Origin of the sequence: Paraburkholderia aromaticivorans (assembly GCF_012689525.1) — a bacterium.
Taxonomy (GTDB): domain Bacteria; phylum Pseudomonadota; class Gammaproteobacteria; order Burkholderiales; family Burkholderiaceae; genus Paraburkholderia; species Paraburkholderia aromaticivorans_A.
Genome location: NZ_CP051515.1, coordinates 1,235,225 through 1,261,096, shown reverse-complemented (window position 1 = coordinate 1,261,096; position 25,872 = coordinate 1,235,225). Strand labels below are relative to the sequence as shown.

Annotated in this window: 25 protein-coding genes and 1 pseudogene; 13 read left to right on the top strand and 13 right to left on the bottom strand. The window is 59.2% G+C overall.

All coding sequences use genetic code 11. The features are described 5' to 3' along the window. Window positions 1–88 precede the first annotated feature (88 nt). The 3 genes from wrbA to HF916_RS17495 all read right to left on the bottom strand — a co-directional run bounded on the left by wrbA (window position 89) and on the right by HF916_RS17495 (window position 2,139). Complete coding sequence (gene wrbA / locus HF916_RS17505; RefSeq protein WP_168790132.1) at window positions 89–688, bottom strand: NAD(P)H:quinone oxidoreductase; 600 nt, start codon at window positions 686–688, stop codon at window positions 89–91. A gap of 95 nt (window positions 689–783) precedes the next feature. Beyond that, complete coding sequence (locus HF916_RS17500) at window positions 784–1,209, bottom strand: DoxX family protein (protein ID WP_168790131.1); 426 nt, start codon at window positions 1,207–1,209, stop codon at window positions 784–786. 57 nt (window positions 1,210–1,266) lie between these two features. After that, window positions 1,267–2,139 carry a pirin family protein gene (locus HF916_RS17495; RefSeq protein WP_168790130.1) on the bottom strand — a complete coding sequence of 291 codons (873 nt, stop codon included), beginning with the start codon at window positions 2,137–2,139 and terminating at the stop codon, window positions 1,267–1,269. Window positions 2,140–2,625: 486 nt separating this feature from the next. Here HF916_RS17495 and HF916_RS51515 point away from each other — a divergent pair, with 486 nt between their 5' ends. Next, entirely contained in the window at window positions 2,626–2,757 is a 132-nt protein-coding gene (locus HF916_RS51515) for a hypothetical protein (RefSeq protein WP_277352289.1), read from the top strand. Window positions 2,758–3,002: 245 nt separating this feature from the next. Here the strand turns inward: HF916_RS51515 and HF916_RS17490 are convergent, their stop codons facing one another. Further along, window positions 3,003–3,905, bottom strand: a complete 903-nt coding sequence (locus HF916_RS17490) for a LysR family transcriptional regulator (protein ID WP_168790129.1) — start codon at window positions 3,903–3,905, stop codon at window positions 3,003–3,005. 59 nt (window positions 3,906–3,964) lie between these two features. Beyond that, on the bottom strand, window positions 3,965–4,414 hold the full coding sequence (locus HF916_RS17485; RefSeq protein ID WP_168790128.1) for a nuclear transport factor 2 family protein: 450 nt from the start codon (window positions 4,412–4,414) through the stop codon (window positions 3,965–3,967). Between the two features lie 569 nt (window positions 4,415–4,983). Here HF916_RS17485 and HF916_RS17480 point away from each other — a divergent pair. Next, complete coding sequence (locus tag HF916_RS17480; RefSeq protein ID WP_206001907.1) at window positions 4,984–5,679, top strand: fumarylacetoacetate hydrolase family protein; 696 nt, start codon at window positions 4,984–4,986, stop codon at window positions 5,677–5,679. 2 nt (window positions 5,680–5,681) lie between these two features. Continuing rightward, window positions 5,682–6,434 carry a hypothetical protein gene (locus tag HF916_RS17475; protein ID WP_168790127.1) on the top strand — a complete coding sequence of 251 codons (753 nt, stop codon included), beginning with the start codon at window positions 5,682–5,684 and terminating at the stop codon, window positions 6,432–6,434. A gap of 116 nt (window positions 6,435–6,550) precedes the next feature. Here HF916_RS17475 and HF916_RS17470 read toward each other — a convergent pair whose 3' ends face one another. Then, a complete protein-coding gene (locus HF916_RS17470; protein WP_168789125.1) occupies window positions 6,551–6,955 on the bottom strand; it encodes an FCD domain-containing protein in 405 nt (134 codons plus the stop codon). Window positions 6,956–6,998: 43 nt separating this feature from the next. Here HF916_RS17470 and HF916_RS17465 point away from each other — a divergent pair. The 8 genes and pseudogenes from HF916_RS17465 to HF916_RS17430 all read left to right on the top strand — a co-directional run. Further along, window positions 6,999–7,169: pseudogene (locus HF916_RS17465) on the top strand (3-keto-5-aminohexanoate cleavage protein); the annotation flags it as partial. 677 nt (window positions 7,170–7,846) lie between these two features. After that, entirely contained in the window at window positions 7,847–8,722 is an 876-nt protein-coding gene (locus HF916_RS17460) for an intradiol ring-cleavage dioxygenase (protein WP_168792052.1), read from the top strand. Between the two features lie 101 nt (window positions 8,723–8,823). Next, on the top strand, window positions 8,824–9,891 hold the full coding sequence (locus tag HF916_RS17455; RefSeq protein ID WP_168790125.1) for a maleylacetate reductase: 1,068 nt from the start codon (window positions 8,824–8,826) through the stop codon (window positions 9,889–9,891). 107 nt (window positions 9,892–9,998) lie between these two features. Further along, complete coding sequence (locus HF916_RS17450) at window positions 9,999–10,574, top strand: flavin reductase family protein (RefSeq protein WP_168790124.1); 576 nt, start codon at window positions 9,999–10,001, stop codon at window positions 10,572–10,574. A 50-nt stretch (window positions 10,575–10,624) separates the two neighbouring features. Beyond that, window positions 10,625–11,944, top strand: a complete 1,320-nt coding sequence (locus tag HF916_RS17445) for an LLM class flavin-dependent oxidoreductase (protein WP_168790123.1) — start codon at window positions 10,625–10,627, stop codon at window positions 11,942–11,944. A gap of 12 nt (window positions 11,945–11,956) precedes the next feature. Then, window positions 11,957–12,790: an alpha/beta fold hydrolase gene (locus tag HF916_RS17440; protein ID WP_168790122.1), complete on the top strand. Its 834-nt coding sequence runs from the start codon at window positions 11,957–11,959 to the stop codon at window positions 12,788–12,790. Between the two features lie 558 nt (window positions 12,791–13,348). Further along, entirely contained in the window at window positions 13,349–13,528 is a 180-nt protein-coding gene (locus tag HF916_RS17435; protein WP_206001906.1) for a hypothetical protein, read from the top strand. A 379-nt stretch (window positions 13,529–13,907) separates the two neighbouring features. Beyond that, window positions 13,908–14,621 (top strand): oxidoreductase, encoded by a 714-nt coding sequence (locus HF916_RS17430; protein ID WP_168790121.1) that lies wholly within the window; start codon window positions 13,908–13,910, stop codon window positions 14,619–14,621. A 22-nt stretch (window positions 14,622–14,643) separates the two neighbouring features. On the opposite strand, the gene HF916_RS17425 is transcribed toward HF916_RS17430, so the two are convergent. Beyond that, window positions 14,644–15,567 carry a dihydrodipicolinate synthase family protein gene (locus HF916_RS17425; protein ID WP_206001905.1) on the bottom strand — a complete coding sequence of 308 codons (924 nt, stop codon included), beginning with the start codon at window positions 15,565–15,567 and terminating at the stop codon, window positions 14,644–14,646. Between the two features lie 16 nt (window positions 15,568–15,583). Beyond that, entirely contained in the window at window positions 15,584–17,311 is a 1,728-nt protein-coding gene (locus HF916_RS17420; RefSeq protein WP_168790120.1) for an IlvD/Edd family dehydratase, read from the bottom strand. 147 nt (window positions 17,312–17,458) lie between these two features. Between HF916_RS17420 and HF916_RS17415 the strand changes: the two genes are divergently transcribed. Continuing rightward, window positions 17,459–17,995 carry a universal stress protein gene (locus HF916_RS17415; protein WP_206001904.1) on the top strand — a complete coding sequence of 179 codons (537 nt, stop codon included), beginning with the start codon at window positions 17,459–17,461 and terminating at the stop codon, window positions 17,993–17,995. 77 nt (window positions 17,996–18,072) lie between these two features. On the opposite strand, the gene HF916_RS17410 is transcribed toward HF916_RS17415, so the two are convergent. The 5 genes from HF916_RS17410 to HF916_RS17390 all read right to left on the bottom strand — a co-directional run bounded on the left by HF916_RS17410 (window position 18,073) and on the right by HF916_RS17390 (window position 24,842). Further along, a complete protein-coding gene (locus HF916_RS17410) occupies window positions 18,073–19,203 on the bottom strand; it encodes an FAD-dependent monooxygenase (RefSeq protein WP_168790118.1) in 1,131 nt (376 codons plus the stop codon). Between the two features lie 459 nt (window positions 19,204–19,662). Further along, window positions 19,663–21,216, bottom strand: a complete 1,554-nt coding sequence (locus tag HF916_RS17405; protein ID WP_168790117.1) for an FAD-binding oxidoreductase — start codon at window positions 21,214–21,216, stop codon at window positions 19,663–19,665. Further along, on the bottom strand, window positions 21,213–22,892 hold the full coding sequence (locus HF916_RS17400; RefSeq protein ID WP_168790116.1) for a glycerol-3-phosphate dehydrogenase/oxidase: 1,680 nt from the start codon (window positions 22,890–22,892) through the stop codon (window positions 21,213–21,215). The genes HF916_RS17405 and HF916_RS17400 overlap by 4 nt, the downstream gene beginning before the upstream one ends. Window positions 22,893–22,895: 3 nt before the next feature. After that, window positions 22,896–24,431: an FGGY family carbohydrate kinase gene (locus tag HF916_RS17395; RefSeq protein ID WP_168790115.1), complete on the bottom strand. Its 1,536-nt coding sequence runs from the start codon at window positions 24,429–24,431 to the stop codon at window positions 22,896–22,898. Window positions 24,432–24,467: 36 nt separating this feature from the next. Further along, complete coding sequence (locus tag HF916_RS17390) at window positions 24,468–24,842, bottom strand: BON domain-containing protein (protein ID WP_168790114.1); 375 nt, start codon at window positions 24,840–24,842, stop codon at window positions 24,468–24,470. A gap of 218 nt (window positions 24,843–25,060) precedes the next feature. Between HF916_RS17390 and HF916_RS17385 the strand changes: the two genes are divergently transcribed. Beyond that, on the top strand, window positions 25,061–25,825 hold the full coding sequence (locus tag HF916_RS17385) for a GntR family transcriptional regulator (RefSeq protein ID WP_168790113.1): 765 nt from the start codon (window positions 25,061–25,063) through the stop codon (window positions 25,823–25,825). Window positions 25,826–25,872: the final 47 nt, after the last annotated feature.

The following is a 25,872-nucleotide window of genomic DNA, read 5'->3' as shown; positions in this document are numbered from 1 at the left end:
CACAGGCTAATAATTAGCATACCGATTTATTGTTTCGTTTCGCTGGGCGACAAGGCCCAGTTCACTCGCAGACTTGCCAGAAAAAGCGTTATCCGAACAGCTTCGCCGCCGTCTTCGCCACCAGTTCACCCTGGTGGCGTGCGCCGGCCAGATCGATCTCGCTCGGCTGACGCGACCCGTCGCCGGAAGCGACGGTGGTTGCGCCATAAGGCGCGCCGCCGACGATCTCGCTCATGTTCATCTGCCCCTGATGGCTATAAGGCAGGCCAACGATGACCATGCCGAGATGCATCAGATTCGTGATGATCGAAAAAAGCGTGGTTTCCTGCCCACCATGTTGCGTGGCAGTCGACGCGAACGCACCACCGACCTTGCCGTTAAGTGCACCACGCATCCACAACCCGCCGGTCTGATCGAGGAACGCTGCCATCTGCGACGACATGCGACCATACCGAGTACCAGTGCCCACAACGATCGCGTCATAGTTCTCGAGGTCGGCGACCGTTGCGACCGAAGCCGCCTGGTCGAGCTTGAAATGCGCGGCCTTGGCAACCTCTTCAGGCACCGTTTCAGGTACACGTTTGACGTCGACCTGCGCGCCTGCGCTGCGGGCGCCGTGCGCGACGGCATCAGCCATCTGCTCGATATGTCCATACGACGAGTAGTAGAGAACAAGTACCTTGGCCATCGCAATCTCCTTAGGGTGATGAAGCGGGCCGTCATGGCGCCGCAAGGGTGCAACAGGTGTATTGCCAGGACGGCCCAGGGCCGTCCCGAGCGTCGTTACTGTGCGGTACCCGCGATCGGCAGTTCGCGACCGTTATCAAAGCTGAATGCGCCTGCACCGTATGCGACGACCTGGAGCAAGCCGCCGGCCATCGCGACGTTCTTGAGAAAATGGAACATCTGATTCTGGTCGCCGAGCGCGTGGTGGAAGATCAGTGCGGTAATAATCGAATACACTGCCAGCAGCACGGCAACGAGTCTCGTGCGATAGCCGACGATCAGCAGAACGCTGCCAACCAACTCAAGAGCCATTGAGCCGAGATACCCGAGTAGCGGCACTGGCAATCCTAGCGACCCGATGTAACCAATGGTCGCTCCCGGCGCTGTGAGTTTGCTAAAGCCGCTCACGAGAAAGATGACTGCGATGAGAATGCGTCCAATCAGAGGGAGAGTCTGGTAAGTATTTGCAGAGGTTGAGTTCATGACGAGTTCCTTAAGTTTTGGAAAAATAGGCCGAGGCCAAGAGGACTGCTTGAGTGACTACCGGATACGGCCGCGAAAGCGAAGCTGTTCGCCAATTCGGGCGATCTGGGCTTCTCCCGCTTGCAGTGCGGCCTCTGACGTGTGAACCGAGTAGTAGCCGAGCACCAGGTCATGCGGGTGCTTTACTGCAGACGCGAAAATGAATTCGGCTTCGGTTTCTGCGGCGAAGTCGAGAGCGTCTTCGGACTCGTTGAAGACCGCGAGCTCGCTGCGCAGACGTTCACCTGCGACGCAAAGCGTGCCTCGGTGCACATGGGTCCAGGCCACCGTATGTCCAACAGGTGGCACATAACGCCATTGCTCGCCCGCCTTGAGCCGTACATGCAGATAGTTGATCCCCTCAGGACACGTCACCGGGCTGTGTGTGTTCCCGTAGCTGCCAAGAATTACGCGCGCGGGCCCCACATGCGGGATGGCCTGTGCGGGAAGATATTGGGTTTGCGGTTCGCCATTCTCGACTTCGCGAGGCAATGCCACCCACATCTGATAGCCATGAAAGCGCTCCAGGTCCGCGGGACTGGCGTCGTGCCAGATGCCGTTGCCCGCGTTCATCCATTCGACGCTGCCCGCGGACAACTCGCCGGATGCGCCCGTTGTATCTTCGTATCTTAGATTGCCAGAGAGGAGGACCGTGATCGTCGCGATACCCGAATGCGGGTGCATTGGAAACAGAGCGTCGCTCGACGGCGTGAAGTCGAAGTAGTCCAGAAACACGAACGGCTTGATTAGCTCACCTAGTTCGCCGGGACTGACGATGCGCGTGACTGGCCCATGGGGGCGCCCTTGGGTACGCGCCACAATGGCGCGCAGAAGACGAGCCGGCCGGACGGCAGGATTGGCCGCTTCTAATGGATCAGACACAGTCGCCATGGCAATTTCCGTTTGGGGATGACATGAACGAAGGTTAGATGCCGGCCGACCCCACGGGAAGCCTATATATTTTAATGGAACCCATCGTCTTGACTTATGGATCCCCTGCGACGAACATCTCCGCGCGGCGGTTTGCAAATGTTCCTTCGGTTCGCTGTCTGCACAGCTGATAGCGCGCTGTTCCTTCAGCATTTCCCATCACAGACTCTCCGACGGCGCCTAAGACATGCCGCGCGCAGCGTTCCGTACATGCAATGCCTCCACGGATGCGTCGTTCTGTTATCGGCTGCGGATATCAACGCTCCCGAACGGCCTCCGAATGCCCACTACCTCGAATCACGTCATCACCATTGCGCGGCATACCCCTCGCGAGTACGTGGCGTACCGGCCCTGTCTAATACAGACGAGGAAAAGCGCTTGTTCGGTCAGCACTTCGACCCTCTTGACGGTGACGGAAATCTCTCTTCGAGCTTCATCGAGTAGTTCGTGCCCGCGATCTTCACTCAGCGTGCGATGGATCATCAGCCCGAGTTAATTGAAGACTTGAAGCGACGCTGGGCGAAACGCATCGCCCGTTCGCTGTACTTCGAATACCGGTCGTGGATCGAAAAAGCCTGACGTGATCGCGCAGTTCAACCGACTCCAATGCCCTATGCTTATTTTGCACGGCGCTGCTGATCGGGGGATAAGTCCGGAGCAAGTTCGCAATATTCAGAAAAACATTACGGGGGAAAAACGCTGCCTGATACCAGGTCGTGGCCACGTATGTACAGGGGAAGCGCCTGAGAGCGTCAACGCGCTGCTTGTCAAGTTCCTGGATGGAATACAACCGTGGTAAAGAAGCGTCACGTCGAGCGTGAGCGTCAGTCTTCGTTTGAGGTTTGCTTTAGTCGACCGAGGAACCAACGGCCTGCTGGACCCGGCGGCGTGTCTCTGCGATAGATCGCATACATTGCGATCGGCGGCGTTCGGGGTTGAAAGTTTTCGATTCGAAGGGGTACCAGCTCGCCTGAAACAAGATCGGGGTGTACCATTGCCGCGGGCATGTGTCCCCAGCCGAGGCCCGCTCTTAAAAACGCGTGCTTTGCGCCCAGATCCGATAATCGCCAGATTTGCGGAGAGAACACCCCGAACGACTTCCCATCGGTCAGCGGCGTGCGATCAGTCAATACAAGCTGCACATGTTCTTCAAGCTCGCGCGATCGGATCACTCTTTTAAACGACGCCAGAGGATGCTTAGGAGCGGCAACAGTGACCATCGGCACATCGAGCAGCTTCTCGGCATCAATCGTTTCGGGCACGGCCGGCATGGAACCACTAATACCAAGCCTGCACGCGCGCTCCAGCACTCGTTGCACTACCGCACCCAAAGCTTCGACATATAACCGCAACGGAGTGTGAGGAAACGCGTCACGGAATTCTCCAACCGCGACCGTGAGCGAGGCCATTGGATACATGACGTCCACCACCACGGAAAGCTCCGGTTCAAGCCCTTCTGCGATTGCTCGCGCCGTCGACTTGAAACCATCCATGCCGCCGACGACGAGACGCGCCTGCGAGAGTAATACGGCGCCTTGCTCCGTCAGTCGTGGATAGCGACCGCTCCGGTCGAACAATGACACATTGATCTGGCCTTCGAGATTGGCGAGCGTCTGGCTCACCACGGACTGTGTCCTGCGAAGCTTCCGCCCTGCCGCAGAGAAGCTTCCTTCTTCAGCGGCAGCGATGAAAGTACGCAGTTGATCCATGGATACGCCGTCGAGCATACATCGATTTCCCGAATGGTATTTATCGAGGAATATCGCCTTCCGAGCGTCGTGTCAAGTCAATAACGGCTCGTTGGCTTGCCAGCGAGCCATGGATAGCGTTCCGTGTCGGCTCCTGCGTAGTCGGGATCGAGATAGACGAAGCAGCGTTGAATCCTGAAGTCGCGAATTTCGAATACGTCGCACCACCGCCCGGCATGTGTAGTCCCTGCTCGCCACACCGCGCCACTCTTCAGCTTCCCAGACGAAGTGGCTTCGACCACCACCTGATCGCCCTGCTGAATAAAATTCGCATATGACATGTCGTGCGAAATTTCAGCGAGGATACTCGTCAGGTCTTCGAGAAATTGGGCAATCTCTCCACGACCATGGGCGATACCCCATTTCGGGAAATAGAATTCGGCCTTCTCGTCGAATAGTTCAAGAACGTCGCCCCCACGATCTACGCGCCTGAAAAACTCTATCGCAACAGCTTTGCGCTGCTCGTCCGTCATCGGTTGAATTTGCATGGCAGTCTCCGGGATTGGTTGCACGTCCAAGTTCCTTGCACGTGGATTGGACAAACTATCGGAGGAGTTGCGATCACTGTCTAATGATGAAAATTGGGCGCTTGATCTGCATTAACGATCGTCAATGTCTCAAGATGCAGCGGACCCACGTTCGCGCATGCTCCGTTCAAGCGGCTACGTCTAAGGGTTGCGCCGCACAAAAACCGCCAGGCAAGCCGAAGTGGGACGCGGCGATCTGACTTCGAGATCACGATGTCAGTATTCATCGTTGGACGCGGACGCAGCGCACAACCATACTTCCTGTCACTTGAGAAACGAGCACAACCACGACCACCGGGCTCTGACAGGCCAACGGTGCCGTTGCGTTCATGCCCTCGCCCGATCAAATTCGGCGGTACGACAGGATCCATTACGCCCTTGTCGCTGTACAACGGCGCCGGCCGACAACCACGGGGATTTGTTACCCGGGAGCCTCAAGTCGCGGCGCTCAAACAAACTCTCGGTCCGGGCTCGAAGAATTGCCGGCACGGATCATCGACTAGCGGCTATTGAAAAAAGGACTTGCCTTCATGCGCATCGAGTTCACTTTACCCGTGCCGGCCGTGCCGATCCAGGGCGGCGACTCCGTCTTTCCGGTTCGGCGTATCTACTGCGTAGGCCGCAACTACGCCGCCCACGCTCGCGAGATGGGCTTCGACCCGAACCGCGAACCGCCGTTTTTCTTCTGCAAGCCGGCAGATGCCATCGTGAATGTCCCAATCGGAAAGACCGTCGAAGTTCCGTATCCGTCGAAGACCAGTGAGTACCATCATGAAATCGAACTGGTCGTAGCGATTGGAAGCGCAGGCAGTGACATCGCGGTAGAAGATGCACTGACTCATGTCTTTGGATACGCGGTCGGTCTCGACATGACCCGGCGCGACCTGCAGTTAGCGCTGCGTGACAAGGGGCGACCGTGGGAACTTGGCAAAGCATTCGATCAGTCAGCGCCCATCGCGCCGCTCAATAGAGCGAGCGAAATCGGCCACATCGACCGAGGTGCGCTCTGGGTACAGGTCAATGGCGAGGATCGACAAAGGACAGACCTCAGCAAGCTCATCTGGTCTGTGCCTGAAATCATCGCCAATCTGTCCACGTATTTCGAACTGCAGCCTGGCGATCTTATCTATACCGGCACTCCCGAAGGTGTAGGCCCCGTCCACCGCGGGGACATCATGACGGGTGGTATCACCGGTCTGGGAGAGTTGAGCGTGAAGGTGCGCTAATCATGTCTGCAACGGCGCAAGATCGCCTGTCTGAAGCAGCAGCGCAAACCTGCACGTTATTTGAATTCCATCCGCACAACCAGCAGGAGCAAGTCATGAAATATGCCAACCTGGCGGCGCCAGGCCGAGAAATGCCCACGACAGATGCGCTGACGTTGATGCACGTCCCCGCAAAGTTCGACGTAACCCAATGGCCCCGGGAAGTCGAAGCTTTTCTCCACAAGACGACCAACCCTCATCACCGGGCCATGTTAAAGAACTACTTCCGCCATTTGCTGCTGGAAGTGGCGGGATACTGGAATCAGATCATCGTTCCTGAACTCACGGTCGATGAGCCCATGTACCGCGTCGGTGACCGGCGGCAGATGCACGTCCTGACGGGCAAGGTAGCCGTCGAGGGGTTTTATCGTGAAGCCGCTGAAACACGCCAGAACGTGATGGGCGCGCGAACCATGAATATGGGCGTCGACGACTACGGCGTCACGACGGAAGCCGTATGGACTCACGTCGTACCCGGCGTGTGTCTGAAGGACCACGGCATCGACGCTGACCCTGCGGCGCACTACCTGATGACGCATCACCTCTTCCAGATCTTTACGTACACGAACGAGCCGAAGCCGAAGCTCATCGCGGAGCGGATCTACGACGACCCGGAGAGCTACACCTATGAGAAACTGGCGCCCGCCGACGTCGTGACGCCGGAGATCGCCCGGGAGCTCCTCGCCCCATTTCTGGCTAGAGCCACGCTGGACTAACGGCCCTTCGAACCCAGGCTACAAGAGTGACGGCGATCTGTATAACGGCGTGACCGCACTGCTCAAGTTAACTCGAGCAGGCGGTCCACGCAGACAACGCGTTTCATTTCACGGCATCACGTAGTGGACCGCGCCCGTGTCCGGCCTCGCGCTGCGCCTTCGCTCTTCGCGGGCTTGTCGCTAGCGATGTCCTCGATCACCAGTTCAGTCGTGGCGGCGAAGTGCTGGCACAGTAGTTCGCACGCGCGGTCAGCGTCACGCGCGAGTACGGCTTTTACAATGTCGTCGTGCTCTTGCGCGAAATTGCGTGAAGCCGCGTGAGGGGCCTGGATCGACTGATCCCGGTAGCGGATTGTCTGGATGCGCAGGGTTGCGGCGAAACGCTTGAGCCACTTTGATCTGCATCCTTCCAGTAAGGTCGAGTGAAACTTGTCGTGCGCGAGATCCCATGTCGGGTTGACGCGTTCTGGATTCCCGATGATCGGCGGTATGCTGTTCACCTGATGATAGGCTGCTAGCAACGCCCCTTCCCACTCGAGGTTGCCACTCTCGATCGCGTCACTTGTCGGACTCGGGGACTCCCTTTGGGATGGCCCTGGCAAGCTCGCAAGTAGCAACGCTACGCAGTTAAAGCGCATTCGCACAATCATAGAAGCCCTTTCGCTTCAAGTGGCGACACCCGATGAAGCTCGTGCAATGTTGAATCTCAAGGGGCGCCGAAGCGTCGGCTTCTAAAGAATCAAAGCGCCTTCATGACAGGCGCCGAGGTCGCCGTTGACGGAGGCTGGGCGATCTGATTCATCCGCTCAGGGAGAAGAGCCAGCGAGCATCGAACGGGCGCGCGCTGCCTCTACCTTTGCATCTTTTAGACCATCCTGAACACGAAGACATTGCACTGCGCGATCTGGCGCGCTGGGTGCGTGCGGCAGAGATACGCTACCTCGAGGATGTGCTCGACGGTATCGATCAAGCGCCAAAGTTCGCGTATCTATTAACCCGAACGATGGATTCTATCGAAACATGAGGGCTTCCGCGATCTTCTGCCAGCCTCTAACCTGTAGTTGAACGCGCTCACGGTAGCCAGCAACGCTTTGCGATGATGCATAGCGCCCCTGTTGCCAGAATCTAACCGGCGCTTCCCGAATCCCGCGGTGGAGATCGTCGTTGCGTATCGATATCGGATTTCATGGTTGCGGGTATTGATGTAGCCATCCGAACCTGCGAGCACGCGTCAGATTGAGGCATCACGGTTAGACGGCTCGTCGGGAGCCGTCAATCCGCAGTCTTTGATTCTTCCACCGAGCGGCATTAAGCGTTTGGATTTCAGGGTTTTTCTCCAATGGCGACATTCCCACAGTCTTTCATCAATTGTCCGAAATTATCCTCTCAAACGTTATAGCGGAGACACGGTCGTGCGGAACATCAACGAAGACACGATTACACAGGCAGTCATCGCCGCCATGTCCGGTTGCGAGAATGATCGGCTCAGGACGGTGATGACCGGTCTGGTCCAGCATCTCCACACATTCGCCCGCGAGATCGCTCTCACGGAGGCCGAATGGCATGCAGGCATCAAGTTTCTGAAAGACACCGGTCACATCACTGACGACAAACGGCATGAATTCATCCTGCTATCCGACGTTCGTGGTTTATCCATGTTGGTGACGGCGCAAAACAATGCGAAACCCGAAGGCTGTACGGAATCCACTGTATTCGGTCCGTTCTTCGTCGACGGTGCTCCGGCGCTCGAGAACGGCTCTGATATTTCCAACGGCGCCAAGGGCGCTCCATGCTACGTGCGGGGCCAGGTGCGAGGTTTGGACGGTAAGGCCGTGCCGGAGGCCGTGATCAATGTCTGGCAATCCGACGAAGAAGGCTTCTACGACGTACAGACGCCGTCGGAATCGGGACAACACGAACATCGTGCACGCGCCCGATTGCTTAGCGACGCGCATGGCAATTTCAGCTTCCGTTCCATTCTCGCAATGCACTATCCGATTCCGCACGATGGTCCGGTCGGCGCCCTGCTTTGGGCGCTAGGCCGCCACCCATGGCGGCCCGCGCATCTGCATTTCATGATCGAGGCACCGGGATACGAGAGGCTGATTACGCATGTCTTCCGCAAGGATGGTCGATACCTCGACTCGGACGCCGTGTTCGGCGTGCGCTCAAGCCTTATCGCCGATTGGGTGTTCCATGAATCGTCGCCGGATGCCGACGGGAAAGACGAGGAGTTTTACACGCTCGACTATGACTTCGTCCTGAATCCCAGCGGATCTGCAAAATGATCGGACACGTTGCAACTCCCCCTGAGCACCTTCGTGTTCAGTTCGAACTCGATGGCATAGGGACGGGTCGCCATCGGGTCGACTACCTGTTGGAGTGAGACATGCGTGTACCTGATTTCATCTACCGCGCTAACCCCGGTCGCGTCCTGTTCGGCGCTGGCAGCTTGCAGCACCTTGAAAAAGAGGTGCGTGCACTTGGGGCGACTCGCGCGCTGGTCTTGTGTTCGCCCGCACAACGCGAGCTAGGTGAGGCAATCGCATTTAAGCCAGGCAATCGCGCGATCGGCGTCTTTAGCGGAGCCGCCATGCACGTGCCCATCGAAGTCGTCACAGAAGCGCAGGCCGTCGCGAGGTCCCTGCACGCAGACTGTGCGATTGCGATTGGCGGCGGTTCTGCGATCGGCCTCGGCAAAGCGATCGCGCTCAAATCGGATCTACCCATTATTGCCATTCCGACCACGTATGCGGGAAGCGAGATGACGCCAATCTATGGCATCACCGAAGCCGGAATCAAGAACACTGGAACCAGCCGCAGAGTACTACCTCGCGCCGTTATCTACGATCCGGAACTGACGTTATCGTTACCCGTGGCGATGTCTGTTACCAGCGGCATCAATGCCCTCGCCCATGCAGCGGAAGGATTGTATGCGCCCGACGCGAATCCTGTAACGAGCCTTCTGGCCGAAGAGGCCATCGCTGCGCTCGCCAAAGGCATTCCTGCCGTGTGTGCCGACGGAAGCGATGTTGAAGCGCGTCGGCTCATGCTTTACGGCGCGTGGCTAGCAGGAACCGTGCTTGGCTCAGTCGGCATGGCGCTACATCATAAGCTGTGCCATACACTCGGTGGCAGCTTTGGCCTTCCACATGCTGCGACTCACACCATCGTTCTTCCGCATGCGTTGGCATACAACGCGCGCGCCGCACCTGAGGCAATGAATCGTATTGCTAACGCGCTCGGCACGGTAGACGCACCACTCGGTGCTTTCGATCTTGCTCAGACCGGCGGTACTCAACTTGCACTGCGTGACATCGGCATGTCGGAGTCAGATCTCGATCGGGCGGCGAAACTCGCGAGCTCCAGTCCGTACCCGAATCCGCGGCCCGTCGAACAGGGACCGATTCGTGCGCTGCTTCAGGACGCATTCGAGGGCCGTGCGCCAAAACCATAACGCACGTTATGCGTCCGAAGCCAGACGGCCAAGGACGGCGGTTACAGGCGTGCTTGACGACCGCTCGATGTCGACGGTTCTCCCACGCCACACTATGGAGAGGAAAGATGGACGCGAAGACAGATGCTCGCAATCTGCGCCAGTGCTTTGGCCGGTTCGCTACAGGCGTAACGGTGGTGACCTACCTGAGCGCCGACGGCGTTCGCGGAGCAACGTTGAACTCGTTCACGTCGGTGTCGCTTGACCCACCCCTGGTCCTGGTCTCGTTGTCTCGCACAACCAGGATCAGCGCCGCGATCGATCGACTACCTTTCGCAATCAACGTGCTGCGCGCCGATCAGATGGACGTGGCGATGCATTTTGCCGGCCGACCTCAGCCCGGCAGCGCTATCGCATGGGATGCCACGAGCGGCGATGATCCGCCAAGCCTGTCTGAGGCGATCGCCGTCTTCAGGTGTAAGCCCTGGCAACGCTATGACGGTGGCGATCACGTGTTGCAGATTGGCGAGGTGACAAGCAGTCTGACGCGCGAGGGTGCCCCGCTGCTATTCAGTGACGGTCGATTTACCAGCGCTGGCCTGCCAATGCTCGATGGGCCGATGGTCCTGAGCTTGGATAACCCGCCTGTTCCCAGCTGGATAGGCGCCGCTCACCGACTGCAACAGCATACCGAGGCGGCTTGAATCCGTCGCTTCTACGACACCACGTGGTTTCCAATACCTATGGAGGAGACATGAAAATCACTCTGTTCTCGCAAGCCCCCTACCGGGGCCTGCCTGATGATTTCGAACGACAGTACGAATCCGTTTGCAGTACACCCTACTCGCTCACTACGCGCGACGGCGTTTATTCGTCGATGCGCGACTTCCTTGACGTACTGATGTTCGCCGGACGCTCGGGTTTTGACGGACTCGCAGTGACCGAGCACAGCCAGTCGGCGTACGACATGGTCCCCAATCCCGATCTCATCGCCAGTGCGTTGGCGTATATGACCGAGGCCGAAGGGCTCGACGTGGCGATCGTCCCGATGGGTCGTTCGCTGGGCAAGGCACGAGAGCCGCTTCGCGTCGCCGAAGAATACGCCATGATCGACGTGATAAGCGGAGGACGCCTCGTTGCCGGTTTTCCGATCGGTCTCTCATATGATGCCGCGATCAACAATGGCGTTCCCCCAATTGAAATCCGACCGCGTTTCGACGAAGGCCTCGAACTGATCCTGCGCGCCTGGAAACAAACCGAACCATTTGCTTTCAATGGACGGTTCGGTCAGTACCCGCAGGTCAACATTTGGCCCCGGCCTCTGCAACGCGACATTCCCGTGTATATCACCGGCACCGGAAATCCGCGCACGATGCAGATGTGCCTGGAGCGGAATATGGCTTTCAACTACCTAAGCTGGTTTGGCGCGAAGCTCACCGGCAAGCGTATTTTTGATCGGTTTTGGGAAGCGGCGGACCAGATTGGTGTGTCCCGCAATCCCTATCGCATGGGATTTGTGCAGACTATCGCGGTTGCCGAGACCGACGCGCAGGCCGAAGAGGACTACGCGAAGCATCTCGAATACAGCTTCCGCAAAGGTCTCGGCAGTATCCCGGTCGAAAAGCTTGGACTGCCGGGCGGTATTGACATTCGTGGCGTCGAAGCGTTGGTCAAAGACCCTGGCGACTTTGGCATGGTGGACCGACTTCGAACGGCAACTTATCGCGAACTCGTCGACGCAGGCTGCGTGATCGCCGGCAGTCCCGCGACCGTACGCGAACAGCTCGCAGAATATCTCAAGCTCTACGGTATTGGAAATCTCCACGCCATGCTGACGTTTGGTTCGCTGCCCAGGCATCTTGCGATGAAAAACGTGCAACTCTTCGCAGACGAAGTCGCGCCATACCTTCGCAACATCTGGGCCGGTAGCGAGCATGTCCACCACTGGTGGCCAGAACGGCTCGGTGGAACTCCGAAGCCCGTCACCGCAGGCGCCTCTGCGACTGTGCACGTTTCGAGCGGAGAGACAAAAAAGTCCAGCGTCGAGCGCCCGGTTGCCACTGCCAATCGCTAAAGGAGATCACCCATGCCTACAGAAATTCATACACAGGGCCCCGCCATCAGCGAAAAAACGTTGCTGGTCTGGAATGGACGCCTCAAGATGCGCGTCAAGGTTGCCGGAAATGGCGCGCCACTACTCTACCTTCATCCGTCGGCTGGACTTGTGTGGGATCCGTTCCTGTCCTACCTTGCGCAGCGCTATACCGTCTACGCTCCGGAGTTTCCCGGCACCAGCGCTGGCGATCCTTACGCGATCCACGCCATTCACAATCTTGCGGACGTCGTATTGGTCTATGAAGAACTAGTTCGTTCGCTCGGACTTCACGATCCAGTTGTCGTCGGCCAATCGTTTGGCGGGATGCTTGCGGCCGAACTCGCAGCCACGTTTCCTGATCTTTTTTCACGGGTGATCCTTCTGGATCCGATTGGCCTCTGGCGTGAAGACCTGCCGATCATCGACTGGATTTCGGCCCCGGCCGAACGGTTGCCTGGACTCCTGTTCAAAGACCCTGCGAGTCGCGCCGCCCAGTCGATGCTTGCGCTCCCCGAGGACGCCAACATCGCCGCCTCTGCCATCGCGGCCAGGGTGTGGGCCTTCGGTTGTACCGGCAAGTTTGCGTGGCCGATTCCCGAACGTGGTCTGCGAACTCGCCTTCACCGGTTGAACGCGTCCGTACTGCTCGTATGGGGTCGCGACGATGCAATCGTACCGGTTCGCTATACCGAAGAATGGCAGAAGGAAGTCGCCGATATTACGGTGGCGATAATTGACGATTGCGGCCATATCCCGCAGGTTGAAAAGCTGAGTGAGACCATCACAGCAGTGGATGAATTCCTGACGTTTGTCGAAGAGAGTTGACTCGACATTGAAATTGCTTCGGCCGATCTTGATCGGCCGAAGCAATTCCGCTGAGAGGCGGCCGCGTTTCGTCTGAGTTTGCCAACGATCGCAGCGGGTGACACGCCACGCCGAGTTGGCTTTGACGCGTCGCCTCGTGACGCAAGATGCGTGAAATCAACCGCACCTCGATGGCTCTTCGATGTGCAAGAACGCCCTGATGAAAGGGTATACGGAGACAAGAAGTGGGAACCCGCGACTACATAAGTGAGGCATTTACCGCTGAGGCAACCGGAAATCCCCCACGTACATTGACCATTGAAAGTGCAATCGGCAATGTGTTTTTTTTCGAGCCTTACCCGCGCAACACCTGGACGGCCGTACGAGCCGAACATCACCCATCCCCAGTCAGGACAAATCATTCGTTCGGCATGCTACTGAACTCGTCAGATTGAGCGTCGTGGGCGATCATGTTTAGTTTTTCATGTTTCCTCGCGTTCTCGTCGCAGTCCCGCAGCTTTCCCGCCGCCTACGCCAGATATCGAACCACAGCCGGGTGCAAAAACAGGGAGGGCAACAATGCCCGCTAAGATCAGTGGGCCCGCTACAGACGTTGTTCGCCGTAATACCGAAGAGGTGCAGCGCCGAGCGAAAGGGGCCTTGTTCAACGAACTCTTTGCGGACGATTTCCACGATCGTCCGCCACAACGCGAGGGCAGGCGCGACAAGACCGGCGATTTCATCACCGACAAGCGTTGAAGGCGATACCGTCACGCCACGCTCTTTTTCGATCTGGTCCTAGCGTAGCGGTCGTTTAAATCTCCGACCAAACGCAAACGGAAGGTCTACCACCGGCCGCACGCACTCAGCCTTGTCGGGCCCACTGGGCCCACTTCCGCCCTCCGAGCCGACGTAACGACGCCGTCCGCTTTCAAAGCGCAATACCGCCCAGAAGACTATTCGCGAGTTTATATAACTGGTATTCGCGCCGAACGCCTTGCTGGAGGTTCCCGTTCCGTTCTACCCTGAGTTTGACGTTCAGCCCTCCTTGCATCAGTGTCCTAGACCGGCCATTTACTTCGATCCGTACACCGACAAACCCCCGATTTCGGAAGGTGAAGGTCCTACTGGAGAAAACATGCGCGACAACCTCGTCTCAGTCATCGTTTCACGGAAATGGCAACTTGCAGAGGGATACGATGCCGTTCAACTTCAAACCAGGTCCCGGTCCGAGGTTCCGCCTTTTGCCGATGGAGCTTGCGTTACGCTTGTTCTGGACAACGCTAACTACAACGAAAAAACTTACCCGCTGTGTTGCTCTTCGTCTCAACCTCTTGGATACGTAATCGCTGTGAGACAACATGATGGCGACACAGATACGAAAACAACTGACGTTTCATTTAATCAGGGAGACGAAGCATTTGTTGGTACGCCACGGAATCCTACAATTGTTTTAGACGGGCGCGGACGATCGTTACTTTTTGCTGGCGGCGTTGGAACTGCGTCGATCCTGGGTATCGCAAGACAGCTTGCGTCGGCAAACCAAAGCTTCGAACTGCACAACTTCGCCCGTTCACCTGAACGGGCAGTCTTTCGCGACGAACTTGACGCGCTTCAAAGCCACGGCAAGGTCTATCAACATTTTGGCTTGGCTGCTGAGCGATTGATACAGACAACTCACCACGCGCTGAGCCCCGCCCATGCGAACACACAGGTCTACTGCAGCGGTCCTCCAACATTTATGGACTTAATCGAGCGTCAAGCTCGCGAGTGGGTGTATCCGGGCAATATCCACAAACTTGTCCTGGGTGGCGGGAAAATTTCAAAATCGAGTCCTGTCCAGGATGAGTAACAGGTAGGCCCGTTCACGTTGATCAGGGCAATGGTCCCAGCGTCTGGGCGAACCGGTGCGCGGCCTCCAGGCCGAAGCGGGTCGGCTGTATTTTTGCGTCACGATCATGCTCGACGTCGAAACCCATACGCCATGCCGCGATGCGCTTGCCGTAGCAGATCAGCGTGTCCAGCGATTGCATGACGAACACGATGGCAGGCAGGACCTGTTGGTACAGTGCATCGGCCTGGTCCGTGTCGCCGCTGCGGAAGGCACGATAGATGCGCTGCTGCCAGTCAAAGCAATCGGGCGCAACGATCATGCCGGCGCAGCCGGCGCGCAGATTGTCGAGCAGTTCCATTCCGCCGCGACCGTTAAGCACAGGCATGAGATCGCCAACCATGGCAATCGTGTCGGCAAGCGTGACCGACGGTCCCTCACCCTTGAGCACACGAAAATTCGGACACCTTGTCGCGAGCGCACGCAGGCTGGCCGGTGCGAGGCCCACCCCCAGATACTCGGGCGCGTTCTGGATACCGACCGGCACCTCGATGCCTTCCATGACACTGGCGAAAAAATCGAAATAGAACGCTTCGGGCCGCGGGGCCTCGCCGGGCGACAGCGGTGGGGGCTGGAGAATCAGCCACGCCGCACCTTGCTCAATGGCGAAACGAGCGAGATCCCTTTGCGCATCCACCGAGGATCCACTGATCGTTACCGTCAGCGGCAACTCACCCGTACAGTCCTCGGCCGCCCAGCGGATCAGCTGTTCGCGCTCGGCGCGCGTGAGCTTGTTGACCTCGGTCGCCAGTCCCAGTACCGCGACACCGGGGGCCTGAGCGCGTATTGCCGCCTGAACCTGCCGTCGCATGGCGGCACGGTCGAGGCGGTTGTCGCGATCAAAGAATGCATAGAGGATGGGGTATATCCCGGCAATGCCAGGATCGTGAAGTGTTGAAGTATTCATGGCGTTGAAGTCCGGTTCAGTGCGAGTCACGCGGTACCGCAGCGCCGCTGGCGCCCACCAGGAAGTCGAGATCCGCGCCCTGATCCGCCTGCAGTACGTGCTTGACGTAGAGCCGGTAATACCCGCGCTCGGGCAGCTCGGGCGCTTGCCATTCAGCCCGGCGGCGAGCCAGTTCCTCCTCGGCCACGTCGAGATGCAAGCGCCGCGCTTCGACATCGAGTTCGATCATGTCGTCCGTACGTACCAGTGCAAGTGGACCGCCCGCCGCCGCTTCGGGCGATACATGCAGCACCACCGTGCCATATGCGGTTCCGCTCATGCGGCCGTCGGAAATCCGCACCATGTCGGTGATACCTTTTTGCAGCACCTTTTTCGGTAGAGGCATGTTGCCCACTTCGGCAAATCCCGGATAACCTTTCGGCCCGGCCCCCTTGAGTACCATGACACAATGCTCGTCGATATCGAGCGAGTCGTCGTCAATCTTCGCGTGCAGTTCCTCGACGTTCTCGAACACCACCGCCCGGCCACGATGTTTGAGCAGCGCGGCAGTCGCCGCCGACGGTTTGATCACTGCGCCATTGGGTGCAAGATTGCCTGTCAGCACCGCGATGCCGGCTTTCGGCTTGAACGGCTGTGCGAATGTCGTGATGACGCGCTCATCGTAGTTCGCCGCGCTGGCGACGTTTTCCCAGATCGTGCGGCCATTCACTGTCAAAGCATCACGATGCAACAGCCCCTGCTCGCCGAGTTGCCGCAGCACGGCGGGCAAGCCGCCTGCATAGTAGAAGTCCTCCATCAGGAACTCGCCGGACGGCTGCAGGTTCGCGAGGCACGGCACGTTCGAACCGAGTTCCCAGTCCTCGAGTGACAGCGGTACGCCGATACGGCGGGCAATTGCCAGCAGATGCACGACCGCATTGGTGGACCCGCCGATTGCCGCATTCGTGCGGATTGCGTTCTCGAATGCCTCGCGCGTAAGGATCCTGTCCATTGTCAGGTCTTCGCGCACCATTTCAACGATCTGCCGACCGGCAAGATGGGCCAGTACCTGGCGGCGGGCATCCACGGCAGGAATTGCCGCGTTTTGCGGCAGCCCCATGCCGAGCGATTCCACCATCGACGCCATCGTCGATGCGGTACCCATCGTCATGCAATGGCCGCGCGAGCGGTTCATGCAGGACTCGGCGTTGATGAATTCTTCCTGCGACATCGTGCCGGCGCGAACTTCCTCGGACATCTGCCATACGCCAGTGCCCGAGCCGATGCTTCTGCCACGGAACCGTCCGTTGAGCATCGGACCACCCGAAACGGCGAGCGTGGGCAGATTGCACGAGGCGGCGCCCATCAGCAACGCCGGCGTGGTCTTGTCACAACCGACCAGCAGAATCACACCGTCGATAGGATTTCCCCGGATTGACTCCTCGACATCCATCGAGGCGAGGTTGCGGAACAGCATCGCCGTGGGGCGCAGGTTCGATTCACCAAGAGACATCACCGGGAACTCAAGCGGCAGTCCACCCGCCTCGTGGACCCCTTTCTTCACGTACTCGGCCAGTTCCCTGAAATGCGCATTGCACGGTGTCAGTTCGGACCACGTGTTGCAGATGCCGATCACTGGGCGGCCGTCGAACTCGTCATGGGGGATACCCTGGTTTTTCATCCAGGACCGATGGATAAAGCCGTCCTTGTCGGTCTTGCCGAACCAGGCCTGGCTTCGCAACTGCTTTTTCGTGACTTTGCTCATGGTCGTTGAATTCCTCCTGGTGAAATCAAAGTGATGCCCCGTCTGACGCATTGTGCGCTCGAGCAATGAGCAGAGAATTATCGAAGCCGGTAGCAGGACCGACCTGATCTACTCCAACTCATTCAGCGCTCATTCTGCGTGGTCAAGATGGCTTACCTGGTCATTTATGAGGTACCCAGAATGTTCACAAAGATACTCGTCGCAGTCAGTGCAAGTCCCGCCGATACTATCCTGGCGTCTGCCATCGAAGCCGCGCGAAAGTACGATGCCCAAATCGTCGCGCTCCACGTAGTCGACCCGACGCCCTGTTTTATTGGAGCCGCCGACTGTTACGTCGACCTGATTGTCGAGTCAATGGAGCAGCATGGACGCGAAGTGGTCACGCATGTCAGGAATGTACTGGACAGTCAGGCGCGTACAGCAGAAGTCCGCATGATTACGCTGCCGACGGCCAGAATGACGATTGGGCGCGCGATCGCTTCTGTTGCCGACGAGACGGGTGCTGACCTGATTCTTCTCGGCGAACGGAATTCGTCCTGGTTGAACTGGTTAAATGAAGACGTGGCATCGGAGGTAGCGCGCTGTTCCGGCAGGCCAGTCCAGATCGCGGCCGACCGGACCAACGTGAGGTCGGCGCAGCGTGCCGGATCACGTTGGGCTGATGTTCCTACTGCTCGCATCTGAAAGTCCTTGCGCCTTCGCAAGGGCCGGCGTTGCGGCCGTCAATGCGCGACCGGCGCATATCGGCCGCGCTCCGAATGCTATACCGCCTCTCTCAACAGGTCGCTCAGGTCGATACCGTTCTTGGCTTGCGTCAATAAGTGATCCGGCATCGGGCCCTCGCGAGTGAGATCGACGAGAGCCTGATTGATATCCACATACGGCCGCATACGATGTTCGTATGCAGCAAACGCCTGCGTCGGATCATCCCAGTGCCGAACCAGTTCGCAAGCCAGCACGAAAGCGCCGACGAGCCCGAGGCTCGTGCCTTGTCCCGAGAAAGGGGACGCGCAATATGCCGCGTCGCCGGCAAGCACGACACGGCCTTTGGACCAGGACGGCATGCGGATCTGCGCTAGCTCGTTGTAGTAGAACTGATCGGTCGTCTTCATTGCGTCGATGAAGCGGGGAAATTCGCCCTTCAGGTGAGCGCACTGCCCAGCCACAAGCAGCTTCTGCGCTTCCATATCGCTTCGGGACACCGCGGATTCCGGAGCGGCGAAGCCAACGCCAATCCGGAGTTCGCTCTTGTCGCGGCTCGGATAGATCACGTAGCCGACGCCCTCCTCCCGGTGGCCAAGTTGCCAATCGAGCAGATTGATCAGGTTGGGCGTCGAGAAAAGGGCGAGAACCACGCCCAACGGATGAACAAACGTGGGTTCATCGTTCAAACGCTGTTTGCGGACGTTCGAGTAGACGCCGTCGGCGCCGATCAGCAGATCGAATTTCCGCTTCACGCCGCTCGCGAACGTCGCCACCACGCCGTCGCCCTGATCGTCGATCGCACGGATGCTGTCGTTGTAGACGAATTCGACGCGTTCACTCATCGCGCCCATGAGAAGCTCGCACAGGTCATCGCGGAAAATTTCGATGTCGTCGCTGTCGAGCCTTCCCGCACTGAAGGTGCGTTCCTCGGTGCGTTCTGTTTCGTTGCCGGCGGCATCGAACATCGACATACCCTTCAGGCGCGTTCGCAACGCACGGGCGTCGTCGAGCAATCGCATCTTCTCGACGACATCGAGCGCGACACCGCGAATGTCGACGGCTTGCCCGCCTCGGCGAAATGCCGGGGCCTGCTCGATCAGCGTGGTGGCAAACCCCGCGCGATCCAGCCAGTATGCCAATGCCAGACCCGTGACACCCGCCCCGGAAATCAATACGTTTCCATTCATCATCAGCACCTTGGTTATCGTTAATTCAGCAATAGTATGTCCGGCGACCCGCAAATTGCCGATTGAACGAATCTTCAGCACCATGCCATTGGCAAAGACCTATCGTCCGCCTGGTTCGAGCATTGGCGAGGCCGAACGCGTCGTGGCGCTTGAACTGTTGACAGCGAGATCCAGCGCGCGCGCTCTTTTGATCGTGGTTAATACTCGAACGCTATTTTTACAGTGGAAAGATTTTGACCTGCGATCGGCTATGAGTCAATCTATTTTTGCGGTGGAACGTTTAAGGATCGGCTTAATCAGAAAGCGCAGTACCTAACGTGCCTTTTGCCGTTACGTATGCAATCGCAACTGTGCTGTTGGCGTTACTGGGACCGCTCCTCGTCGCGCTCATATGAGAGTGACCGCATGTCGACGATCCGTGAGTGCGTGAGGCGCGTCCCAGTTGGCCTGTCTATGTGACTACCGCTTCGTGTCCTGAGCTTGCTCGTCACTCAGCCCAAGCTTGCCCGGATTAAGAATGTTCTTCGGATCAAATGTGCGCTTGACGGCCTGCAGAACGGGAAATGCGCTACCGAGCGATTCGCTCATATACGGCGCGCGCAACAGGCCGACGCCGTGGTGGTGGCTCAACGCCGCATTGTATTTGATGAGCACCGCGTTCGCGGCATCCCACGCCGCGCGATACCACTTCGCGCGATTCTCCACTTCGACTTCGCCTCGCAGCGAGAAGTAAAGACACGCGCCATCCACATAAGCGTGCGACTGGTGCGCCGAACCGGCGAGCGTGCCGGGCACCGCGTTGATCGCATTCACCACATCCGTATAGATGCCCGGCAGGTCTTTCCACGGACCCGCCATTTCCAGCGTGTCGGCCACGAAGCCGGGGCTGCGCTTGAAACCTTCGGCGCTCTTGCCCGTGAGGTAACGCGTGTCGAGCCACTTCTCGAAGATGACCTTGTCGTCGAGACGCTCGCCCAGTTCCGCGCAGACGCGTTCGCTGATCGTGAGCACGGCTTCGACGATTTCGCGCGGGCCTTCGTCGGCGACCAGCAGTACGTTCGATTCAGGGAGGCCGAACTGCACGCCGCTTTCGAGTTCGTCGTACAGACGCAAGGCGGCCGGATTCGCGCCGCGTTGCATGATCTGGCGGCAAGCTTCGAGGCCGATCGCAAAGGTCTTGAAGCCGTAAGCAATCGCACGGCCGTAATCGGGCAGGCGATGCAGCTTGAAACGCACGCGCACGATCACGCCGAGCGTGCCCTCAGAGCCGATGAAAAGCTGCTGCAGATCCGGCCCGAGCGCCGCGCGCGAATAACCACCCACGCTGATGAGGCTGCCGTCGGCGAGCACCACGTCCATACCGAACACCATGTCTTCGATCTTGCCGTAGCGCGTGGACAGTTGCCCCGCGCCGCGGCACGCCACCCAGCCGCCGACCGTGCTGATCGCATACGAGGACGGCCAGTGGCCCATCGTCATACGGTAGTCGCGCTGAATCGTTTCTTCGAAGATGTCGCCGAACATGCCCGCTTCGACTTCGACGATCTGGCTGTCCTTGTCGAAGCCGATCAATCGGTTCAGCTCGCACACGTCCAGCACGATGCCGCCGCGCACCGGCAGCGCCGCGCCCGTCACGTTGCTGCGGCCCGCGGAAACGGTCACCGGAATCGACGCCGCATTCGCGATGAACATGACCGCCTGAATCTGTTCGACCGTGGACACACGCACGATCACGGCGTGCGGCGTGGCCGGCTTGCCGGCCGTTTCGCTCACCATCGAAGCGGCCCACCAGTCGCGCGTCCAGGCCACCACGTCCGGTGCCAGCGTGAGCACGTCATCGGCGATGGCGCGCAGCGCGTCGACCTGTTGCGCGCTCACCTGGACAGGATCGCGTTGCAGACCGGCTTGGCCCGTCGAGCCCTTGATCGTCGCCACATAAGCCGGTGGTGTATGCGCGCCGACGACATAGTTGCCGCGGTTGTAGCCACGCTTGATTGCTTCCTTGCTGATCATTCGGTTTCTCCCATAAGAACAGATTTTTCATGTTCGACGGCGGCGACATAGTCGCTCACCTGCCTGGCGACGATCGCCCCGGACAAGCCAAGCTCCGTCTGCAAAATTTCGCCGACGCGTGCGGCAGCGCGCGCCGACGCATCGCGTGCCATCAGGCGTGCGCGGATGCGGCGCGACAGCACGTCGTCGACGCTGCACGCGAGTTCGTGTCTCACGGCGTAAAGCACTTCGGCTTCGGTGTAAGGCAGGCCTTCGACGATCGGCTTCAACAAGCTCCCGTCGCCGTCCAGCATGTCGGTGACGAAACGCGCCTCGGTGCCGTAGCGCTCGCCCAGTTGCGCCGACAAACCGCCGGATGCGACGATCGCCTGCGAGTCGTAACCCGCCGCGCCGAGCAGATAGGCGGACTTCGTGCGGCATTTCGCGCGCTTGCCGATCACTTTCTGCGCGGCATCGATGGTCTGCTCCGCCATGTGCCGCGATGTCGTGAGCTTGCCGCCGACGATCGTGACGAGACCGTCCGGCGCGATATGGATTTCATGATTGCGCTTCATTTCCAGGGTCTTTCCGCCCGGCGGCCCCACCAAAGGTCGGCAACCGGCGATGCTGCCCACCGCGTCCTCAGCCCGCAAATCGGTCTTCAAGGCGGAGCGCGCGCCTTCGATCAGGAAGTCGAGTTCCTGACGCGTGCAGCAGACGTCGTCGAGATTGCCGCGATAGTCTTCGTCGGTGGTCCCGAGATACGACACGTTGCCCCAGCGCGTGATGGTTGCGCGACGGCTGCGGCCCGGCACGGGGATCGTCACCGTACAATCGTTGCGCACCTTCAGCCACGGAATCGCGACGTGCACGCCCTTGGCGGGACGAATCTGCAGCGCCGCCGGGTCGTCCTTCTTGCGGCCATTCCAGTCGCGCAGCCACACGCCGGTGGCCATGATCACCACGCCCGCACGCACGCGTATCTCGCGCTCGTCTGCCTGGACGATCACGCCGTCCACATTGCCATGCCCATTGCGCGTGATTTCGACAGCCTTCGCGTGATTCACGACGGACGCGCCATGAAACGCCGCGGTGCGCGCGAGATTCAGCGTGAGGCGCGCATCGTCCACGCGGGCATCGAAATACATGAAGCCGCCGGTGAGGTTCTCTTCGTTGAACGTGGGACAGTGCGACAGCACTTCGGCCTTACTGAGCTTCTGGTGCAAGATGCCTTCGCGCCAGCCGCCGGCAATGTCATAAGTCCACAGCAGACTCTCGAAGGCCTTGGCGAGCCGCTTGTCGAACACGCCGTCTTTCTCCATGACGGGGAACAGAAACGGCAGGCGTTGCACGAGGTGTCTCGCATTGCGGCGCAAGCGTTGCCGCTCTAACAAAGAGTGGCGCACCAGTCCGAGATTGCCCTGCTCGATATAACGCAAGCCGCCGTGCACCATCTTCGACGACTTCGACGACGTACCCGACGCGAAATCGCTCTTTTCCAGCAGCGCCACGCGATAACCGCGCAAGCTTGCGTCGAGCGCCGCGTACGCGCCGGTCACGCCGCCACCCACGATCACGATATCGAATGTCTCGCTACCGAGTCGCTCGAGTTGCTCAGTGCGCACCATGCGCAAAGGCTCGGTGCCGGTCATCTCCGCGCGCTCTTTCGATGCCTTTCTGGCTGGAATAAACAACATGTATCAGTCCCCGCAACCATGATTGAACGCACCTGCGTGTGCGAGTTCCGCCTCGACCCTTGCGTGCCATGACGTGCGCCGCTTTTCACGCGATAAGGATCTCGCCGAGGGTTCGAATACTGCGTCGGTGACGGTGGTGGTGCGCGCGTGTTGCAGCGAATCCCACAGCAAGCCCGACGATCCCGCGAGGAACGCGGCGCCGCGCAGGCTCGCGCGATCGCTTTCGTGCATGCGCCGCACCGGCATGCCGCTCAGGTCGGCCTGGATTTGCAGCAGCGTGTCGCTGCCGGAAAGCCCGCCGCCGACAACCAGTTCGGAAGCGGTGACATCCGCGATGGCCTGGTTCGCGTCGATACACAACGCGACCGAGTGTGCGATGCCTTCGAGAATCGCGTAAGCGATGTCGGCTTGCGTCGTGGCAATGGAAATGCCACTCAGCGAGGCGCGCGCGTTGGGCTGCAACTGTGGAACGCGCAAACCGGTCAGGGCGGGCAGAAACGTCACGCCGCGCGACGAATTCACCGTCGCGGCGAGTGCGCTGATTTGCGCGGGAGTGTCGAACCAGTGCAACTGCTCGCAGATCCGGTTCAAGGCGGAGCCGGTCGTCGCCACGAAGGTTTCGAGCGAAAAGTGCGAGACGCTGTGCTGGCGGCGTGCGGTCATCGTCAATGTGCCGTCGCGCGACGTCTCTGTCGCGCAAGGGACCTGCGTGCCGACCAGCAGATCGACGAAGCTGCCCGTGCCATGCACGCACAGCGACTGGCCGCGATCCAGGCAGCCGAGACCGATAGCGCCCGCGAGCTGGTCGCCCGCGCAGGCAAAAATCGGCACGTCGATGCCGAGTATCTCGGTGCGCGTGCGGCCGAATTCATCGGCATCCTGACGAAGTTCGGGCAACAGGGCTTGTGGAAAGCCGAGTGCGTCGATCCAGTCGAGACAGTAGCGGTGCTCGTCGAGCAGATACGCGCTTGCGGAAGTTGCGTTGGTCGGCGTTGTCACGCACACGCGTTCGGTGGAGAGATGCCACAGCAGCCAGGTGTCGATGGTGCCGAACGCGAGGCGGCGCTCGCGATTCGCGAGAATCACGGAAGGCGTTGCCTTTAAATGATGGGCGGCCCATAAATATGGCGACCGCACGCCGGCCGGGCGGCCTACGTGTTCGATCAACGTGCGATCCCACGCTTCGGCGAGCCGGTTCAGTTCACCAGCGTGGCGCGTGTCCTGCCAGACCATCGCGGGCACGAGCGCGCGGCCAGTGTGGGTGTCCCATAGCACGGCGGTCGCACGTTGCGTCGCAATGGCGAGCGCGACCACGTTCAATTGTTCGGCGGCCGCGCGCGCAAGTGTCGCGCGGCACACCGCGATGGTCTTCTCGAGAATGCTGTTCGCGTCCTGCTCGACGACGCCGGAGCGTGGACTGTCGACACGGAGCGGCTCGTAAGTGAGGCAGGAAACCTGTCCGTCGGCGGCGACCACTGCCGCGCGTGTGCCGGACGTCCCCTCGTCGATCGCGAGGATAACGTTTCGATTACGGGTCATCGCTGGGATTTCTCGCGCATGCATGGACTGTCAAGCTCATTGAGCCTGTCGGATTGTCGTCAGATCGTTCTTGACGCTGGCGACGCCACTCACCGCGCTCGCGATTTTCGCGGCCTGCTCGATCTGACCGTTATCAGGCATTGACCCTTGCAGCGTCACGACACCCTGCTTTGCTCGAACAGTCACGTTGACGATATTCAGGTTCTTCGTTCGCGCGAGCGCCTGCCGCACATTTTTCGCGAGCTGACGATTCGCAGCACGCTGCGCTTTCGCACTCACCGGCGAAGCGACCGCAACGGGCGCTGACGCGTTCGCTGTAGCGGCCGCGCTGCCGCCAGATTGTGCGTGTGCAATCGTCGCCGTTGCGAGCAGGCAGGCTGCAAACCATTTACTCCGACTGACTATTTTCATTTGCGTCTCCTATGTGAATAAAACGAACCCCTCGGTCCGCCAGCGCCTGAAGTTGGCCTGTTGATTTGGCAACGACAGTCTGCTTCGTTACGAAAACATCTTAGGCATCCGATACATTCATGTCAACCATGTCATCTATATGTTTTGGATGAGACGTATGTTATAAAACCTCAAGGTAAAAATTTTCAACAGCTCACGACAACGGGAGCGCGGCGGAGATGACAATCGACAACCTCGGCATCGGCGGAAAGCGCTACAAGGAAGCCAAGCACGCACTGCTTGCGGCGCTCGCTTCACAGGAGTGGAAAGGCGGCGAGGCCATTCCGTCGGAGCGACGCCTTGCGGAGCGATTCGGGATCTCAATAGGCACCGTGCGCAAAGCGATCGACGAACTGGTCGCCGAAAACATCCTCGTGCGACATCAAGGCCTCGGCACCTTCGTTGCTCATCATCAGCGCGACCGGCATTTTTTCCGCTTCTTTCGTGTCGTCGGAGCGGGAGGTGACAGACGTTTCCCCACCGTCGAGCTGTTATCGTTTGAACAGGCCAAGGCCTCTCCCAGCGTCGCGCGCCTTCTCGCCATCGCACCCGGTGCAACTATCTACAAGTTCTCAAATAGCCTCGCGCTAGAAGGTGAAGTCGTGATGATCGATCGCATCGTCGTGGCCGAATCCCGCTTTCGCGGCTTAACTGAAGACGCGCTGCGCGAGCGACCAAGCACGCTCTACAACTTCTATCAGGACGTCTTCCACGTCTACGTCACCGGCATCGAAGAACGCCTGCGTGCTACCGTCGCCGATCACACCCTGGCCGGGTCGCTGGATGTCCCAGTCGGCGCTCCGCTACTCGAGATCCGGCGCGTCGCCTATTCCTACCAGCAGGTTCCCGTCGAAGTCCGCATCTCCAATGTCAATACGGCGAAGCATGAATACGTCGGGGCGACCACGTTACCCACGCCGCCATACGAAAACGGTATTCCCTGAAGCAATGCGCCCGGAGAGTGCTAACGCGAACTCCGGGCGTCACGCCC